Source organism: Deltaproteobacteria bacterium, from assembly GCA_016874755.1.
Classification (GTDB): domain Bacteria; phylum Desulfobacterota; class Binatia; order UBA9968; family UBA9968; genus DP-20.
In genome coordinates this window covers 1-2,328 of sequence record VGTH01000100.1, presented here as the reverse complement: position 1 = coordinate 2,328, position 2,328 = coordinate 1, and the positions used below count along the sequence as shown (strand labels likewise).

General features: G+C 55.1%; 2 protein-coding genes. Both read right to left on the bottom strand.

Translation table 11 applies throughout. The features are described from left to right. Positions 1–612 precede the first annotated feature (612 nt). Complete coding sequence (locus FJ145_26630) at positions 613–1,557, bottom strand: ABC transporter permease (protein MBM4264986.1); 945 nt, start codon at positions 1,555–1,557, stop codon at positions 613–615. Next, the gene (locus tag FJ145_26625) at positions 1,505–1,963 is read right to left on the bottom strand and encodes a winged helix-turn-helix transcriptional regulator (protein ID MBM4264985.1); all 459 of its coding nucleotides are present in this window, start codon (positions 1,961–1,963) and stop codon (positions 1,505–1,507) included. The genes FJ145_26630 and FJ145_26625 overlap by 53 nt, the downstream gene beginning before the upstream one ends. Positions 1,964–2,328 lie beyond the last annotated feature (365 nt).

The following is a 2,328-nucleotide window of genomic DNA, read 5'->3' as shown; positions in this document are numbered from 1 at the left end:
GGGCGGCATTTCAGGCTATGTGAGCCTGAATACACAGGCCACTGACCCTAAGAGCCACACCCTCGTCGAATCTCTTCTACTTGATTCCCAGCGCTACCGCTACCTGCTAAATTCCGATGGTAGACACTTTCTTTATTCCAAGGTGTGTCGCGCGACGACTTTTGGCAAACGGTTGCGCGTGGTCAGAAGAAGAAGGCAGGGATTGAGAATTAACGGCGTGCGCTAAAGAAATAACCGCAAAAACAACCGGAGCGCATCGCTCATCTAGTTGGGGTCTATCTGCGGACTCCGCAAGCCCGTTTCTGCTACTTGCCCTCCTTATGAGCTAAACGTAGACGCGACCCCTTGTGATTTTCGACGCGACCCCTTGTGATTTTGCCGATCATGTTGCGCAGAGTAGCCGCTCCATCAGCGGGTCGGGCTTCAGCGCGCAGTAGGGAAGCCATTGTTGCCTTCGAACCGCCGAAAAAGCTGAGGTTTCGCCGACAAACTAGCGCGGTGTCGTGGCCAACGCCGCGGGTTGGGTTGAGCAACGATCGACAAGGGCCGAATGGGGGCCCTTGAGTTGGTCTGTCAATGCCTTACAGACAGGCACTATGTCTGGTGGCTGTGCTAATGGACACCGACGTCTGGGCGCCATTTTTGAAAACGGTGTTCGACCCGGCCAATGATTTCCATCGAAATCATACCGGTGATGGCAAAGATCATCACCCCGACAAAAACTTTGTCGGTCTGAAACGTGGCGCCGGCGACGGTAATCATAAAACCGATTCCCGCGGTGGCGGCGTACAGCTCGCCGACCATCACGCCGATCAGCGCCCGGCCCACGCCCAAACGGAGGCCGCTGATGATGAACGGCACGGTAGATGGCAAGACAACGCTTTTGAAAATCTGCCATTGTGAGGCGCCGAAACTACGCGCCGCATTGAGCAAGTTATAGGGAGTCGTCTTTACGCCGTCCCGGGCATTGATCATAATCGGAAAAACCGCGCCCAAAAAGATAATGCCGATCTTCGATATGATGCCAATGCCGAGCCAAATGATGATCAGGGGAAGCAGGGCGACACGCGGCGTGGAGTATAAAGCGTTGACAGATGGATCGAAAATGAGTGCTAACCTCCTATACCAGCCAATGGCAATGCCAAAGGGGACGCCAATAAGCACCGACAGAAGATATCCCCAAAAAAATTCAATGCCGCTCACTCGCAAGTCGTTCCAGATCTCGCCCGAGGCGAACATCTGAACTGCCGCGCTAAAAATAAGCGAGGGAGCGCTCATGAACATGGGATTAATCAATTGAAAGGTGTTGCCCACGAGTTCCCAGGCAACAAAGAATAGGCTCACCGCGGCGGTTCCTAGGATTACCTTCTCCCGCTGCAAATAAAATTTGTAGAGCGCGCAAGCTTCGGCAACGCTAACATCCAACAAACCCGCTTCTTGACCTGTTTCAGCATTTCGATCGGCCACGGCTGGTCTCCTTCCTGTTTTTCTGGACTCGGCGACGCTATCGTTTGCTAACCAAACGTAACTTCCTTTCTGAAAAGCCGGACTTTTCAACGAACCGACTGAGTACTTCGACCAAGGTCGGCCCCACGGAGCTGAGCTCAACGAGATGATCGCGGGAAAGCTCGGCGAGAATTTTCTCGCCCGCCGCTGTAAGTCGAACCAGCACCTGGCGCCGGTCATGATCGTCGCGCTGCCGTACAACCAGCTTGCGCTCCTCTAAACGATCAACTAATTCGACCGTGCTGTGGTGCGCGAGCTGCATCCGTTCGGCCAAGACTCCGATCGTGGGTTTGAGATCTCTTGGCAGGCCTTTGACCGCCAGCAAGACCTGATGCTGTTGCGGCTCGAGCCCGGCCGCGCGCGCCGCCTGCTCGCTGAAACGCAAAAAAAAGCGTATGCGGTAGCGGAATTCCGCCAACGACTGATAGTTCCAGTCAGTGAGATCTAAGTTTGCCATAAGTAATTATATCGTCTCACGATCGTATCGTTATACGATATTAATGGGGTGCTGTCAAGGCGACTCCTCATAACCATAACTTCGCTCTAAGGTCGCGCACCGACGGTCAACGGCACATACGTAGACGCGGATGCTGGGCGGCAGTTTGGGGCGGTATAATCGAGCGGGCGACCCGGCGACTGGTCAGCTCCGGTGTTCGTGGCGGCGTTGGTCATACATCGCGAGCAGACGCGCGCGTCGCCCCTGGCGCCTTAAATCCGACAGCTCGCACGCCCTCAGCTCGTTAATCAAATCCCAAAGCCTCCTGTAGCTTCGGATGGCCGCCTCGATTTGGGCCTCATCTTCGGCACGCACGTGCAGGGCCT